This is a genomic window from Lacinutrix sp. WUR7 (assembly GCF_016864015.1).
In the GTDB taxonomy this organism is placed as follows: domain Bacteria; phylum Bacteroidota; class Bacteroidia; order Flavobacteriales; family Flavobacteriaceae; genus Oceanihabitans.
The window spans coordinates 3,382,761-3,397,507 of record NZ_CP045067.1; the positions used below are offsets into that span (position 1 = coordinate 3,382,761).

The 14,747-nt window shown below is 32.4% G+C and carries 12 protein-coding genes; 10 read left to right on the forward strand and 2 right to left on the reverse strand.

Going from position 1 to position 14,747, the window contains the following annotated elements; translation table 11 throughout:
• Positions 1–54 precede the first annotated feature (54 nt).
• Complete coding sequence (locus FG167_RS14760; RefSeq protein ID WP_203458989.1) at positions 55–1,614, reverse strand: NAD(P)H-hydrate dehydratase; 1,560 nt, start codon at positions 1,612–1,614, stop codon at positions 55–57.
• A gap of 122 nt (positions 1,615–1,736) precedes the next feature.
• Between FG167_RS14760 and thrA the strand changes: the two genes are divergently transcribed.
• The 3 genes from thrA (at position 1,737) to thrC (ending at position 6,622) form a co-directional block, all read left to right on the forward strand.
• Entirely contained in the window at positions 1,737–4,181 is a 2,445-nt protein-coding gene (gene thrA / locus FG167_RS14765) for a bifunctional aspartate kinase/homoserine dehydrogenase I (RefSeq protein WP_203458990.1), read from the forward strand.
• A gap of 141 nt (positions 4,182–4,322) precedes the next feature.
• Positions 4,323–5,255: a homoserine kinase gene (locus FG167_RS14770; RefSeq protein ID WP_203458991.1), complete on the forward strand. Its 933-nt coding sequence runs from the start codon at positions 4,323–4,325 to the stop codon at positions 5,253–5,255.
• A gap of 71 nt (positions 5,256–5,326) precedes the next feature.
• A complete protein-coding gene (gene thrC / locus FG167_RS14775; RefSeq protein WP_203458992.1) occupies positions 5,327–6,622 on the forward strand; it encodes a threonine synthase in 1,296 nt (431 codons plus the stop codon).
• Here thrC and FG167_RS14780 read toward each other — a convergent pair whose 3' ends face one another.
• Positions 6,623–7,273, reverse strand: coding sequence for an SDR family oxidoreductase (locus FG167_RS14780; RefSeq protein ID WP_203458993.1), 651 nt, complete (start codon positions 7,271–7,273; stop codon positions 6,623–6,625).
• Between the two features lie 237 nt (positions 7,274–7,510).
• Here FG167_RS14780 and FG167_RS14785 point away from each other — a divergent pair, with 237 nt between their 5' ends.
• The 7 genes from FG167_RS14785 to gcvT all read left to right on the forward strand — a co-directional run bounded on the left by FG167_RS14785 (position 7,511) and on the right by gcvT (position 14,746).
• On the forward strand, positions 7,511–8,311 hold the full coding sequence (locus FG167_RS14785) for a DUF1853 family protein (RefSeq protein WP_203458994.1): 801 nt from the start codon (positions 7,511–7,513) through the stop codon (positions 8,309–8,311).
• A 134-nt stretch (positions 8,312–8,445) separates the two neighbouring features.
• A complete protein-coding gene (locus FG167_RS14790; protein WP_203458995.1) occupies positions 8,446–9,906 on the forward strand; it encodes a potassium/proton antiporter in 1,461 nt (486 codons plus the stop codon).
• Between the two features lie 234 nt (positions 9,907–10,140).
• Positions 10,141–10,344, forward strand: a complete 204-nt coding sequence (locus tag FG167_RS14795) for a hypothetical protein (protein ID WP_203458996.1) — start codon at positions 10,141–10,143, stop codon at positions 10,342–10,344.
• 133 nt (positions 10,345–10,477) lie between these two features.
• Positions 10,478–11,668, forward strand: a complete 1,191-nt coding sequence (locus tag FG167_RS14800; RefSeq protein ID WP_203458997.1) for a dipeptidase — start codon at positions 10,478–10,480, stop codon at positions 11,666–11,668.
• Between the two features lie 75 nt (positions 11,669–11,743).
• Positions 11,744–12,397 carry a YdcF family protein gene (locus FG167_RS14805; RefSeq protein ID WP_203458998.1) on the forward strand — a complete coding sequence of 218 codons (654 nt, stop codon included), beginning with the start codon at positions 11,744–11,746 and terminating at the stop codon, positions 12,395–12,397.
• A gap of 229 nt (positions 12,398–12,626) precedes the next feature.
• Positions 12,627–13,349, forward strand: coding sequence for a DUF6090 family protein (locus tag FG167_RS14810; RefSeq protein WP_203461150.1), 723 nt, complete (start codon positions 12,627–12,629; stop codon positions 13,347–13,349).
• A 326-nt stretch (positions 13,350–13,675) separates the two neighbouring features.
• On the forward strand, positions 13,676–14,746 hold the full coding sequence (gene gcvT / locus FG167_RS14815; RefSeq protein WP_203458999.1) for a glycine cleavage system aminomethyltransferase GcvT: 1,071 nt from the start codon (positions 13,676–13,678) through the stop codon (positions 14,744–14,746).
• The last annotated feature ends 1 nt before the right edge of the window (position 14,747 follow it).

The window sequence follows — 14,747 nt, forward strand, 5'->3', positions numbered from 1 at the left end:
TAAGTCATTCTTTAGAGTGGCTTTTTTTTATTTCTATTTTCACTTATTTAACTCCTATTTCTCTTGGCGTTCTTCACCTTCCTCTTCCACTTTTGGAGCTTCTGGTTGCTTAAATAAATCAATATATGCTTCGCCTAAAGTTTCAATTACATGGCTAGCAATTAAGCTTTGGTATCCTAGATCTTCAATAGCGATATCTGCAGATTTTCCGTGTAAATAAACTCCGAAAAGGGATGCCGTTAAAGGTTCATAACCTTGCGCAATTAATCCTGTAATAACACCGGTAAGCACATCTCCTGTTCCTGCTGTTGCTAATCCAGGGTTTCCTGTCGTATTTACATAACCTTTATCTTGAAAGATAGTAATGGTGTTTGCTCCTTTGATTACAATAATAAGATTGTGTTTTTTAGATAATGCTTTCGTTTTCTTTAATTTATCAAAATCATCTTTCCATTTTCCAATCAAACGCTCTAACTCTTTAGGGTGTGGTGTTAAAACAGTTTGTTCCGGTAATAATTTTAGTAATGCTTTCTTTTTTGAAAGAATATTTATCCCGTCCGCATCAATTACCAAAGGTATTTTATTCGTTTTCAAAAAGATTTCAAAAGCAGAAATGGTTTTAGTTGCTGTTCCTACTCCTACTCCAAAAGCAATTATGTTAGGTACAATGTCAAACTTAATATTGGTAATCATTTCTTCATTGGTATCGGTAATTACCATTGCTTCGGGAAAGGAAGCTTGTAAAGGAATGTAACCACACTTTGGAATATAAGCAGTTACTAAACCAGCTCCAGAAAATAATGCAGCTCTACTTGCTAAATTAACCGATCCCATTTTACCATAGCTTCCTCCTATTATTAAGGCATGGCCATAAGTTCCTTTATTAGAATATTTTTTTCGTGGTTTATATATAGGAAGCATTTCGTTTTTTCCAATTAACTCATACTCCGTATTTGTGGTATGCATATATTCTGGATCTATACCAATATCTAAAACTTCCCATTGCACCGTATACTTTTCTGTATCTGGTAAAAAGAAAATTAATTTCGGAGTTTGAAAACTCAAGGTATAATGAGACCAAACCACATCATCTTCCTTTTCTGGCACTTGATCTGGATACATACCAGAAGGTAAATCGATAGACAAAGTAAATGCCTTGGATGCTCTAAAATGCTGAAATAATGCTTTAACCCAATCTACAACTGGTCTGTTTAAACCAATTCCAAAAATAGCATCGACTATAATATCGTCCGGATTAATAACAGGCAGTTCTTCTGCATCTGTCATTAATAAAGGCCAAATTTTACTAACATTTTTAATTCTGTCGTAATTAATTAAAAAATCTTTAGATCGTGTATCGCTATAATTTATAACATACATTTTTACATTATAGCCATGTGTAATTAAATGTCTAGCCAATACTAAACCATCACCTCCGTTATTACCGATACCACAAAAAACATGAATTGGCACTTGTGCACCTTGCATTCGCATGTGCATCCAATTAAATATTTGGGTTGCCGCACGCTCCATAAGATCTGTAGATGTAATCTTTTGTTTTTCAGCCGTTAATTTGTCTCCTTCGTAAATTTGTTCTTTCGAAAATATTTTCATATTACTAATTATCTATATCTTATTTTACTAATTCCTCAAAAATAGCGTTTTAATATTTTTTTAGAAGTAAATGTAATACTTTTGATACGTATATTAAAACTTATATAACATAGTAAAACCTAATGAAAGTACTAAAATTTGGAGGAACCTCTGTAGGAAGTTCAAAAAACATAAACAAAGTGATTAGCATTTTAGAAGACTATTCTAAAAAGGACTCGATAATATGTGTAGTTTCTGCGGTTGGAGGTATTACGGATAAGTTATTAAAAGCTGGAGAACTAGCTAATAATAAAGATCAAGCATATATTAAGGAATTTGAAGCGATTCAAAAAGCACATTTCAGTATTATTTCTGAATTAATTCCGAACCAAAATAAAGCGGTTTTAAGTGAAGTTGAAAAAACGTTGGAAGGTTTAAAAAGCTTATTAGACGGGATCTATTTAATTAACGAATTATCCCCTAAAACATCCGATAAATTGGTGAGTTTTGGGGAGTTATTATCTTCTTTTATTATTGCTGAAACTTTAAAAAGTAGAAGTATTAATGCCGAACTAAAAAATAGTCAAGAGTTAGTGGTTACCAATTCTAATTTCACAAAAGCGGAAGTAGAATACGTAACAACGAACAAAAACATTAAAGATTATTTTAATAAAGCAAATCAAAAAATAACCATACTACCTGGTTTTGTTGCCAAATCAAAATTAGGAGAAATCACAACACTTGGTCGTGGTGGTTCCGATTTTACAGCTGCTATAATTGCAGCAGCTTTGCAAGTAAAACAGTTAGAAATCTGGACAGACGTTAGTGGTATGTTTACTGCTAATCCAAAATTAGTAAAACAAGCTTTTCCAATTGATCAAATTTCATATCAAGAGGCTATGGAATTATCCCATTTTGGAGCAAAAGTATTATATCCACCAACGGTACAACCTGTTTTAAATTTAGACATTCCAATTCATATTAAAAACACATTAAAACCAGAAGATATTGGTACTGTTATTTCGAAAGAGGTATCTTCAGGAAAATCACCAATTAAAGGAATAAGCCATATTAGTAATATTGCTTTACTAACCCTGGAAGGAAGTGGAATGATTGGTATTCCTGGATTTTCTAAACGTTTGTTTGAAACACTAGCACAAGAAAAAATAAACATCATATTAAGTACACAAGCTTCATCAGAACATTCTATATGCTTAGGTATAGATACCAAAGATGCTGATCTTGCAAAAGAAACTATAGATGCCGCTTTTGAAAACGAAATTTCACTACATAAAATTGAACCATTAATTGTCGAAAAAGATTTATCTATCATCGCTCTTGTTGGTGACAATATGAAAAACCATCAAGGTGTTAGCGGAAAAATGTTTAGTACACTTGGTAAAAATAATATCAATATTAGAGCAATCGCGCAAGGTGCTTCCGAAAAAAACATCTCTGCTGTAATTGCAGATAAAGATGTAAAAAAAGCATTAAACACGTTGCATGAGCGCTTTTTTGAAGAAAACACAAAACAACTTAATGTCTTTATTACTGGAGTTGGTAATGTTGGTGAAAAGCTAATTGACCAAATACAACAACAACATACATACTTAAAAAAGAATCTTAAAATTGATGTTAGAATTGTTGGAATGGCAAATTCCAAAAAAATGATTTTTAACGAAAAAGGTATCGATTTAAACAATTGGACTTCACAGTTTCATCATGCAGAAACTTCTAGTTTACAAGGTTTTTTAAACAAAGTAATTGCACTTAATTTACGTAATAGTATTTTTGTAGATATTACAGCAAACGAAGCGGTTTCTAAACTTTATGCAGACTATTTAAAAAATAGTATTGCGGTAGTTGCATGTAATAAAATTGCATGTTCTAGTAGCTTTGAAAATTATAAAAATCTTCAAGATTTATCTCTTAAATACAATGCTCCTTTTTTATACGAAACAAATGTTGGTGCAGGATTACCAATCATAAATACCTTAAAAAACTTAGTAGCTTCGGGAGATAAAGTAACCAGTATTCAAGCGGTTTTATCTGGAAGTTTAAATTTTGTATTTAATAACTTTAGCGATAAAAGAAACTTTCATGACACGGTAAAGCAAGCACAATTTGAAGGCTATACAGAACCAGACCCTAGAATTGATTTAAGCGGAATTGATGTAGCCAGAAAAATATTAATTCTTGCTCGTGAGAATGGTGGAGAAATGGAAATTGAAGATATTAAAAACGATTCCTTTTTAACCAAAGAAAACTTAGAAAGCGGATCTGTTGACGATTTTTACGAAACACTAATAACAGACGAACCTCATTTTCAAAAACTATATGCTTCCGCGAAAGCGAATGACTGTCAGTTAAAATATGTTGCAGAATATAATAAAGGAAAAGCAAAAGTTGGTTTAAAGGAAATTCCGGAAGGACATCCTTTTTATAACTTAGAAGGAAAAGATAATATCGTGATGTTTTATACCGAACGCTATCCAGAACAACCATTAATCGTTAAAGGTGCTGGAGCTGGAGCAGATGTTACTGCCTCTGGTTTATTTGCAGATATTATTCAAATTGCTAATAAATAAATAAATAAGTAGTGTTCTGTCGCAGTTTACAGTGCTTACGCAAACGTAAAATAAATACTTTCCTGTAAGGTTTTAAAAACCTTGTTGGTATAAATTAAAAGATTTCCGCTTTCGCGGAAATGAAAAAATAATGTTTTTTTAATGAATCAAATAAAAATATTTTCACCTGCAACCGTAGCAAACGTTTCTTGCGGATTTGATGTACTAGGCTTTTGCTTAGATACTGTTGGCGATGAAATGATTATAAAAAAAACGGTAGAAAAAGGAATCAAAATAACCAAAATCGAAGGTTTTGATTTACCATTAGAAACTAAAAAAAATGTTGCAGGAGTTGCTGCATTAGCGATATATAATGATGCTAATCCAGATTGCGGATTTGAAATTGAAATCTACAAAAAAATCAAACCTGGAAGTGGTATTGGTAGTAGTTCTGCTAGTGCTTCCGGTGCTGTTTTTGCTATCAATGAATTGTTGGACAAACCTTATAATAAAACACAACTTTCTAACTTTGCCATGAAAGGCGAAGCGGTTGCAAGTGGTAGCGAACATGCAGATAATATTGCTCCTGGGATTTTTGGTGGTTTTACTTTAGTGAAGAGTAATCAACCTTTACAAATACTAGAATTACCTACGCCGTCTAATTTATATGCGACTTTAATTCATCCGCAAATAGAAGTTAAAACATCTGAAGCTAGAAGTATTTTACCAAAAAATGTACCCATGCAAGATGCCATTACACAATGGTCTAATGTTGGTAGTTTGGTACATGCTTTACACACCAACGACTATAATTTACTAGGAGATTCGTTACAAGATGTTATTGTAGAACCTTATAGAAGCAAACTTATTCCGCATTATGATGAAGTAAAAGAAGCCGCTATTAATAATGGCGCTTTAGGTTGTGGAATTTCTGGTTCCGGACCTTCTATTTTTTCTTTATCGGAAGGCATAGAAACTGCGAAAAAAGTTGAGAAAGCGATACAAGAAGTATATGGTACCACAGGAATTGAATTTTATACATTCACTTCTAAAATTAATGCAGAAGGAATTAAGGTATTAAGCAGTGAGCAGTGAGCAGTGAGCAGTGAGCAAAAAAAAGAAAAGATTTAATAATTAAAAGATTACCGCTTTCGCGGAAACTAAAGATGAATTACTACAGTTTAAACCATAAAGCACCAAACACATCCTTTAAAGATGCAGTTATAAAAGGATTAGCTCCAGATAGAGGATTATATTTCCCGGAAAGCATTACCCCTTTACCACAATCTTTTTTTGATAATATTGACAACTTATCCAATTCTGAAATAGCATTTACAGCAATAAAACAATTTGTATCTCCTGAAATTCCGGAAGACGTTTTAAAAACAATAGTAGAAGAAACACTTTCTTTTGATTTTCCTGTAGTACAATTAAACGATCATATTTCTACATTAGAATTATTTCATGGACCAACCATGGCTTTTAAAGATGTTGGCGCTCGTTTTATGGCTAGATGTCTAGGTTATTTCAACCAAGATAACACCAACGAAGTAACAGTTTTAGTTGCCACTTCTGGTGACACTGGAGGCGCTGTTGCAAACGGTTTTTTAGGTGTTAAAGGTGTGAATGTAGTCATTTTATATCCTTCCGGAAAAGTAAGTGATATACAAGAAATGCAACTTACAACCCTTGGACAAAACATTAGAGCTTTAGAAGTAGATGGTGTTTTCGACGATTGTCAAGACATGGTAAAACGTGCTTTTTTAGATGAAGAACTAACTAGTAAAATGCAATTAACTTCAGCTAACTCGATTAATGTTGCACGTTGGTTACCACAACTTTTCTACTTTATGTTTGCCTATAAGCAATTGCATAAAACACATAAAGACATCGTTTTTTCTGTACCTAGTGGAAACTTTGGTAATGTTTGCGCTGGAATGATGGCACAACAATTAGGTTTACCTATAAAACATTTTATTGCTTCTAATAACCAAAATAATGTAGTTACTAATTATTTACAAACGGAAGAATACAACCCAAAAGCATCTGTACAAACTATTAGTAATGCAATGGATGTTGGTAATCCGAGTAACTTTATTCGTATTCAAGAAATCTATAAAAATAATTTCGATAGTTTAAAAGACAATCTTTCTTCTTACAGTTTTTCTGATGCAGCAACTAAAGAAGCGATGTTAGAAATTTATAACAATTATAACTATGTTGCAGATCCGCATGGCGCTGTTGGTTATTTAGGTTGTAAAGCATATTTAAAGGAAAATCCGAATGCACATACTGTATTTTTAGAAACAGCACATCCAACTAAATTTTTAGATGTGGTGGAAGAAGTTATCCCTCAAAAGCAAGAATTACCAGAACAAATTCAGGCGGTAATGGGTAAAACAAAAGTAGCCACCAAAATTGGCAGCTACGAAGGTTTAAAATCTTTCTTATTAAAAGGCTAATTACGCTTTAACAAAAGACATTTTATTTAAGGCTTCACCAATTTGTGTGTGGCCTTTTATGATTTCAAAAGTGACATTATTTGCAACGTCATCATTAAGTGTTTGTACTAATGTTTGTGCAACATCATTTCTACTTATCTCTCCTCTGGTATGTAATTTTTCTTCCAACGCTATTGCATTCGTTAATTCGCCGTTTGTTAATGCACCTGGTCTAACAATTGCATAATTTAATCCGCTAGATTTCAGGTATACATCGGCATTATGTTTTGCTTTTAAATAGTCTTGAAGCTGTTCTGCTTTTTCTGGTTGGTCTGCTCCCATAGAACTTAGCATCACAAACTTTTTTACTCCGTTTTTATTAGATGCATCTATTAATCGCTTTGCTCCTTCTTGATCTACTTCAATTACTTTCTTACCACCAGAACCAGCAGCAAATAATACTTTATCTATACTTTTAGAATCCTTAAATACATGAGAAACATCTTCTTCTAAATCCCCTAAAACCGTATCTATATTTTTTGCTGTAAAATACGTTTGTTGTTCCTCTTTTCTAACCATTGCTATCGGGTTAAAATATTGAGATTCGTTTAAAAGTTGAACTATTTTTTTTCCTGTAGTGCCATTGGCACCTGCTACTAAAATGTTTTCCATACTTTAACTTATCTATAAAAAGAACATAAACCAAAAAATCCCGGCCCTTTAACTTAAGTTTAATATCCCTTAATAAAACTTTAAGACTTGGTGTAATAGGATATGATATAACTTTTGCCTTATTTACATCTCGCTTACATTTGAAACGCATATTCTTATATTTCACCAAAACATCTACTTCTTTTTCAATACTTTTGCTAGACAAGAAATTAGATTCAAAAAGCATTTTTAATATAAATGAAAGACATAACATTACAATATTTAGGTTTTCTTAATACTCCGAATTTGTGGTTAAATACTTCCGGTTTTAAAATGCAACAATGGAACCTTTCCAATACCGTTACTGATTTTAGCACTTCCGAAAATCATAAATTACGACTTGGTAAATTAGTCGAACGTTTTGTTAGTCAGCAATTAAAACAAGACGATACCGTTTCTATTTTAGTCGAAAATATTCAGATACAAAAAGATAAAATTACTATTGGTGAAATAGATTGTCTTCTTAAAAAGGACGAACAACCTATTCATTTAGAAATAGTCTATAAATTTTATTTGTACGACGAAACGGTTGGCACTACTGAAGTTGACCATTGGATTGGTCCGAATAGAAAAGATAGTCTTGTCCAAAAATTAGCCAAGCTAGAAGAAAAGCAATTACCGCTACTCTATCATAATTGCACAAAACCTGTACTAGAAAAATTAGATTTACAAGTCGAAGAAATACAACAACAAGTATGTTTTAAAGCACAACTATTTGTTCCTTTTAAAAACCAAAACATTCCTTTTAAATCGATTAACGCTTCTTGTGTTAAAGGTTTTTATATTACCCAAAAGGAACTTCAACAATTTGCAGATTGTACCTTCTTTATTCCTGAAAAACGAGATTGGCTAATCGATATTCCAACACATAATCTCTGGCAATCTTACCACACTTTTTTGGAAGCATTAAAACCGGTTTTAAATCAAGAAAAAGCACCCTTATGTTGGATAAAAAAACCAAATGGTAAAACCGAAAAATGCTTTGTTGTTTGGTGGTAAAATTATAGTGTTTTATACGTCTATTCAATAAATTGAAATTACATCGAAAATTAGCAGAAGTTAAGTGCTCCTTTTTTATGGATTTTTAGAGAACTAGCAGTATCTTTATTTTTTGATTTCAAAAAGAAAGATGCATGAATTTAACGATTGAAAATATACTATTAGTTGGTTCTTTATTACTTCTTATCAGTATTTTTGCAGGAAAAACTTCCTATAAGTTTGGTGTTCCTACTTTATTACTGTTTTTAGGAATTGGAATGCTAGCAGGATCCGACGGTATTGGAGGTATTCGCTTTGACGACCCTAAACTTGCGCAATTTATTGGTATTGTATCTCTAAATTTTATCTTATTTTCTGGAGGACTCGACACCAATTGGAAAGCTGTAAAACCTATTCTTCGAGAAGGAATTGCATTATCCACATTAGGGGTATTATTAACCGCAGTTTCTCTTGGTACTTTTGTATGGTTTGTTACCGATTTCACCATTTATGAAAGTCTTTTATTAGGTTCCATTGTATCTTCTACAGATGCAGCAGCTGTATTTTCCATTCTTCGTTCTAAAAGTCTTGCACTAAGAACCAATTTAAGACCCACTTTAGAGTTAGAAAGCGGAAGTAATGACCCAATGGCTTATGTACTTACTTTAGCCTTTTTATCCTTAGTTATTAATCAAGACAAAAGTTTTCTATCTATTATTCCATTGTTTTTACAACAAATGATTTTTGGTGGTATTCTAGGGATAACCTTTGGCGTTGCTAGTAAATATATAATCAATAAAATAAAACTAGACTTTGAAGGGCTGTATCCTGTTTTAGTCATTGCCTTAATGTTTATCACTTTTTCCGCAACCGATTTTGTAGGAGGAAATGGATTTCTTTCCATTTATATCTGTGCTGTTTATTTAGGAAATCAAGACCTAATCCACAAAAAAACAATCCTAAAAATGTTTGATGGTTTGGCGTGGCTCATGCAAATTGTGCTATTCCTTACACTTGGATTACTCGTTTTTCCTTCTGAAATCATTCCATATATGGGTATCGGGTTACTTATTTCTTTATTCTTAATACTTGTTGCCAGACCAATAGGTGTATTTATTAGTCTTATGTTTTTTAAAATGAAAATGAAAAGAAGGTTTTACATTTCGTGGGTTGGTTTACGTGGTGCGGTTCCAATTGTGTTTGCTACCTATCCCCTTTTAGCCGGAATAGACAAAGCGCACATGATTTTTAATATTGTGTTTTTCATTTCTGTTACTTCTATTTTAATTCAAGGAACCACACTTTCTATTGTTGCAAAATGGTTAGGTGTAGGATTACCAGAGACACAAAAGAAATTTACAGATACCGATTTGCTTCTAACGGAAAACCCTAAAGCAGAAATGAAAGAGCTTATCATATCTAAAGAATGCTTTGCGGTAGATAAGAAAATTATAGAATTAGGCTTTCCTAAAAATGCCATAATAGCAATGATTAAAAGAGGCGAAAGTTATATCATTCCAAACGGCTTAACAATTGTAGAAGTTAATGACACCTTAATTGTACTAGCCGACAGACCAGAAGTTTTTGACGAAGTACACAAAACACTTACCAAATAAAAAACGCTAATAGTATTCTATAAAACACTTAAACAATCTATTCTTTTTAAGAAACCTGTTTAAGGTCTAATTCTTCTTGTTAGACCTTTTTTCACTTCTTCCATATCCATGGAATTAGAAGGCGATTTGCTTTGCGGAAAAATAAAAACTTGCCTTTATCAAAAATAATAACGAACTTCATTTTTTAATTCACTAGACGCTAACCACTACATAATCAACTAAAAACAAAGAAATATGAAAAAACTAAATTGGTACTACAAGGGAATAATTTTTGCGGTTTTCGTGCTAATTTCCAACAGCGCTATTGATTTAGTAGCTGGAGATTTCACTTTTGATAATATGGAAAAAAGAGTCCTTCTTTCTCTAATTTCAGGTCTAATTTTTGGACTATTTATGAAATATAAAGACCAAAGGCAAAGTAAGAAAAGTGAAATGTAGCACCTTGCAAAATGGATTATTCCATAGAAATTTCAAAATTTCCCGGATTAAAATATGAACAGCATTTGTGCTATTCCTAAGAATCAAAATTACTTTTTCTAAATAAAACTTACATCCTTATAAAATTAAAACTATGAGATATTTTATAATTCTATTACTCGTTTTATCTGCTTGTAAATCTAAGCCAGATAAAGAATTAGAAACAAAAACATTTGAAGAAATTCATAAAGAAGCCATTGTCGTAGACACCCACAATGATATCTTAATGAAAACGACAGATCTAGGAATGATCATGGATCAAGATTTAACCGGACAAGCACATTCCGATTTGAACCGTTGGAAAAAAGGCGGTTTGGATGTGCAATTATTTTCGGTCTATAGTGACGGAGCGATTGAAAACGCATACGCTTTAGCCAATAGACAAATGGATAGTCTAGATGCCGTAATTGCGCGTAACCCAAATAAGATTACTAAAGCCTCCAACACGAATGCTATTTTAAAAGCTGTAAATGAAAATAAAATTGCAGCAATGTTTGGTGTAGAAGGTGGTCATATGATGGAAAATGACCTAAATAAGTTAGAAGCACTCTATAAACGTGGTGCAAGATATCTAACGCTAACGCATAATGTTGCTCCTTCTTGGGCTACAAGTGCTGCTGATGAAACAAGCAATCCGAATCTCACCCCAAAAGGCCTAACCGATTTTGGAATACAAGTCGTAAAAAAAATGAATGCATTGGGAATGCTAATAGATGTTAGTCACTCTGGCGATCAAACATTTTGGGATGTAATTAAAATTACTAACAAACCAATAATAGCGTCACATAGTTCGGTCTATAGTCTGGTACCTAATCGTAGAAATTTAAAAGATGATCAAATACGTGCCATTGCTAAAAATAAAGGTGTCATTCAGGTGAATTTTCATCCTGGTTTTATTGACCCTAGTTTTGGTGAAAAGGATGCGGCTTTTTTTAAGAAACACACTATAGAAAAAGATTCCTTAGTAAATAGCGGAATGGATCCATGGTATACGATGGATTATTTGTACAAAAAATATCCAGCAGAAGCGAACTTATTAAGACCACCATTATCTACGTTGATAGATCACATAGATTATATTGTTAAACTGGTAGGTGCAGATTATGTAGGTTTAGGATCGGACTTTGATGGCATCAACCTTACTCCACTTCCATTAGATGATGTTACAACCTATCCTTTAATAACAAAGGCATTAGTAGAAAAAGGATATAGTGAAAAAGATATTGTAAAAATTCTTGGCGGTAATTTCTTAAGAGTTTTAAAAGCAAATGAATCCAATAACTAATGAAGACAATTTTAAGAGATGCATAATTAATTCTACAAACCATTCTATTGCATTAGAAAACAAAACAACCAACACATGATAATTACTCCTATCCCTCCAAATTTATATGCCTATGCAAATCCTAATGCTGCACATGAAGGTAATGTTGCCATCAATATTACCACAGAAAACAAAGAGGTAAGTCTAGCGATTCAAAATAATATAGACCACATCCAAAAGTTAAAATACCAAATGATTATTGTTCCTGGCTTCACTCCTAGAGATATTACAAAACCAGAAGGCACCAATAAAAAAGAACTAAAACGATTAGAACGAGCAATAAAAGCAATGCGTAAATTTAAGGTGCCTTTCATTATGGTTTCTGGAGGAAATGTAAGACCACCACAAACACCAAACAATGAAGCCTACGGATTGAAACAAGCTCTAATCTCTAAATTTAATCTTAACGAAAGTCAAATTGCTATAGATCCCTATGCAAGAACTTCGGTAACAAACATGCGCAATTGCGGTCGCTTTATGCTCAAACATAAATTAAAGAGAGCTTTAATTATTACGTCTTTCGGACAAAATTTTTATTTTGGAGCGCAGGCTATTTCTACCTACCAAAAAGCGAGTAAAAAGACTTTAGGCTATAAGGTTGGGAAATTTCGTTTTTTATCGCTTTACAGAACCAGTTTTATACCAAGTCCAGATGTACTCCAGCGATCGGATAGTCCGTTGGATCCATAAAAAATAGAATTTGTCATTGTGAGTTACAAAGCAATCTCACCAAGAAATAACTCCTTATTTTTTAGAATAATAAAACTTGACTATGTCAAAAAAAATAGCGAACTTAGAATTTAAAGGAACTGATGATATAAAACATTTAAACGATTTCATATCATCGAATACGTTGTGCTTCATTAAAATCAACCGCTAACCAATGATAAAATTCTTTAGAAAAATACGATACGACCTTATGGAGAAAAACAAAACTGGAAAGTATTTGAAATATGCAATTGGAGAAATTGTGCTTGTTGTTATTGGAATTTTGATTGCGTTGTCAATAAATAATTGGAACGAAACCAACAAAATAAATAAAGAAGAAACAAAATTACTTATTTCTTTGAATACTGATTTTCAAGAAAACCTCATTAGATTAGAAAAAACCATTGCTTTACAAAAAGGTGTGATTAAAAGCAGTAAAGGTCTAATCCAAATAATGTTATCAGAAAATAAAAATATAGATTCAGACTCAATAGCTAATATGATATCACGTGGAGCACAATCTTGGTGGAGAGCAGAATACGTAACAGGAACCTATAACGCAATTTTGGGTTCAGGAAATATTAATGTTTTAAAAAATGATGACCTAAAAAGAATTCTAGCAGAATTTTCATCAGAAGTAAATTCTGGCTTTGAAGACCACGAAGAATCAATGAATATTTTATTTGAATTTAATAAGTCAAATGCATCAATTTTACCATATCTAATGTTGGATAATCAATATGAAAGATTGGGCTTGGTGAAAAATGAAAAAGCAATTAGCGCATCAGCAAATGAAATAATAACAAATAAAGCTAATTTAGGATTATTAATAAACAAAACAGTACTCGAAGGATTGAGAATTGATTATCAGTATAAAATTAAGGATTACATTAGAGAAATCCTTACAATTATAGCATCTGAATTAGAAAAATAACGAAAGCACAACAACGTATATAATTTATTGCTTGGTTCTAGCTTATTTACGAAAATCCTTTCGGATTTTCTATTCGGTTTTTATTTGCTAAATTAGGTACTTAAACACACCGCTAATCATACACAAAACGGTTAGTTTAAATTCGAAATCCAAAATCCCTCCTCAAAAAAAACGCTTCAAACACCAACCCTTCCAAACAAAAAATAATTTTAAGACAACATTATTCCCAATCCTAAAAGCATTTCCATATTTTTCAATACTTTTGTTATTCAACAATTAAATTATAAGATTCCCACTTTCGTGGGAATATAAAAATACTTTTTTCTATGAAAAATACTGCATTATCTGCTACTCACGAATCTCTAGGAGCAAAAATGGTTCCTTTTGCTGGTTACAACATGCCTGTTCAATATGAAGGGGTGAATATAGAACACGAAACCGTTAGAAAAAGCGTTGGTGTTTTTGATGTTTCCCACATGGGAGAATTTTTAATTTCTGGTCCTAATGCACTTGCTTTAATACAAAAAACATGTAGTAATGATGCAAGCAAACTTACTATTGGTAAAGCACAATACAGCTGTATACCAAATGATGATGGCGGTATTGTAGACGATTTAATTATCTATAAATTGAAAGAAGAACAATATTTATTAGTGGTTAATGCTAGTAATATTGAAAAAGACTGGAACTGGATTAGCTCTAAAAATGATGTCGATGCAGATATGCGCGATTTAAGTGAAGACTATTCACTACTTGCTATTCAAGGCCCTAAAGCTATTGAAGCTATGCAACCTTTAACAAGTCATGATTTATCGGCTATTAAATTTTACAACTTTGAAGTTGGTGATTTTGCAGGAGTCGAAAATGTAATCATCTCTGCAACTGGTTATACAGGAAGTGGCGGATTTGAAATTTATTGTAAAAACACCGAAGTAAAACAAATTTGGGATAAAGTTACCGAAGCTGGAGCAACACCTATTGGACTTGCTGCAAGAGATACACTGCGTTTAGAAATGGGTTATTGTCTTTACGGAAATGATATAGACGATACTACTTCTCCTATTGAAGCTGGTTTAGGATGGGTTACTAAATTCACCAAAGAATTTACAAATAGCGAAGCATTAGCAGACGAGAAACGTCATGGTGCCAAACGCAAACTTGTTGCTTTTGAATTGGACGAAAGAGGAATTCCAAGACATGGTTATGATATTGTGGATGGTCAAGGTAAAAAAATAGGTGTAGTAACTTCTGGAACTATGAGTCCGATGCTTGGTAAAGGAATCGGTCTTGGTTATGTACCAACTGTTTTTGCAGATGTAGATAGTAAAATAAATATTCAAATTAGAAAAAATGCTATTCCTGCAACGGTGGTAAAATTACCATTCTACAAAGGATAAT

Excerpts from the sequence above, each read along its gene's own strand:
- thrC (WP_203458992.1), top strand. The coding sequence starts at position 5,327 with ATGAATTACTACAGTTTAAACCATAAAGCACCAAACACATCCTTTAAA.
- FG167_RS14790 (WP_203458995.1), top strand. The coding sequence starts at position 8,446 with ATGAATTTAACGATTGAAAATATACTATTAGTTGGTTCTTTATTACTT.
- FG167_RS14810 (WP_203461150.1), top strand. The coding sequence starts at position 12,627 with ATGGAGAAAAACAAAACTGGAAAGTATTTGAAATATGCAATTGGAGAA.
- FG167_RS14780 (WP_203458993.1), bottom strand. The coding sequence starts at position 7,273 with ATGGAAAACATTTTAGTAGCAGGTGCCAATGGCACTACAGGAAAAAAA.
- FG167_RS14805 (WP_203458998.1), top strand. The coding sequence starts at position 11,744 with ATGATAATTACTCCTATCCCTCCAAATTTATATGCCTATGCAAATCCT.
- FG167_RS14760 (WP_203458989.1), bottom strand. The coding sequence starts at position 1,614 with ATGAAAATATTTTCGAAAGAACAAATTTACGAAGGAGACAAATTAACG.
- gcvT (WP_203458999.1), top strand. The coding sequence starts at position 13,676 with ATGAAAAATACTGCATTATCTGCTACTCACGAATCTCTAGGAGCAAAA.
- FG167_RS14800 (WP_203458997.1), top strand. The coding sequence starts at position 10,478 with ATGAGATATTTTATAATTCTATTACTCGTTTTATCTGCTTGTAAATCT.
- FG167_RS14770 (WP_203458991.1), top strand. The coding sequence starts at position 4,323 with ATGAATCAAATAAAAATATTTTCACCTGCAACCGTAGCAAACGTTTCT.
- thrA (WP_203458990.1), top strand. The coding sequence starts at position 1,737 with ATGAAAGTACTAAAATTTGGAGGAACCTCTGTAGGAAGTTCAAAAAAC.
- FG167_RS14785 (WP_203458994.1), top strand. The coding sequence starts at position 7,511 with ATGAAAGACATAACATTACAATATTTAGGTTTTCTTAATACTCCGAAT.
- FG167_RS14795 (WP_203458996.1), top strand. The coding sequence starts at position 10,141 with ATGAAAAAACTAAATTGGTACTACAAGGGAATAATTTTTGCGGTTTTC.